Genomic DNA, 660 nt, shown 5'->3' on the forward strand with positions numbered 1-660 from the left:
CCGAACCAAGCAAGCTTGTTGCCAAAGGTATCGTATTTTGCGCCCCAGTTGGCATTGCCCGTTTCCTGGCTCTTGGACTTAGGTTGTTTTTTCTCGTAGGACTTCACGGCGGCACTGTCCACAGCCAAATGGCGTCCGTTGATGATGCTCGCTTCTTTACATTGACTGACCAGGTCAATGAAGAGCTTCTCAGCGAGACCCAACTCAACAACGGCTGAAAACACGCGACTCAGTGTGGAGACCGACGGGGCTGCTTCGTCGATTCGAAACCCACACTGGTAGCGAAAGCGTATATCTCGCGCCAACCGTTCATGAAGCCTTGTGAACGTTGAGATTCCTTCAAGCGGAGCAGCCAGCAGTGCGCGCAGAATCGCTTCACGATTCATAGGTTTCGCGCCTTGGGGTGACTGTTTTCTCAATTTCGAAGCATAGGGTTGTAAATCCAAGACAGCGAAGAACAAGGGCAGACGATCGCTGGAGTCAATTTCTAGCCAGTCTTCAAAGGAAAAGAGCGATGGTTGGAGAATATACAAGTGGGACTTCCCTCCTCGAAAATTTCTTGTTTGGTCACTTGAAATCTTCTCGAAGGTTGGGGTGAAGTCCTTTTTCATGCCCTAAAAACCCTTGCCCTGCGGGAGTTTATAAATCTGCAAAACGCTC

1 protein-coding gene is annotated in these 660 nt (G+C 49.8%); it reads right to left on the bottom strand.

What is annotated here, in order from left to right; genetic code table 11:
• Window positions 1-533, bottom strand: a 533-nt coding sequence (locus tag AAC01S_RS18550) for a transposase (RefSeq protein WP_245630296.1), incomplete at its 3' end; no start/stop codon positions are given.
• Between the last annotated feature and the right edge of the window lie 127 nt (window positions 534-660).

Source organism: Alicyclobacillus acidiphilus NBRC 100859 (assembly GCF_001544355.1).
GTDB lineage: Bacteria > Bacillota > Bacilli > Alicyclobacillales > Alicyclobacillaceae > Alicyclobacillus > Alicyclobacillus acidiphilus.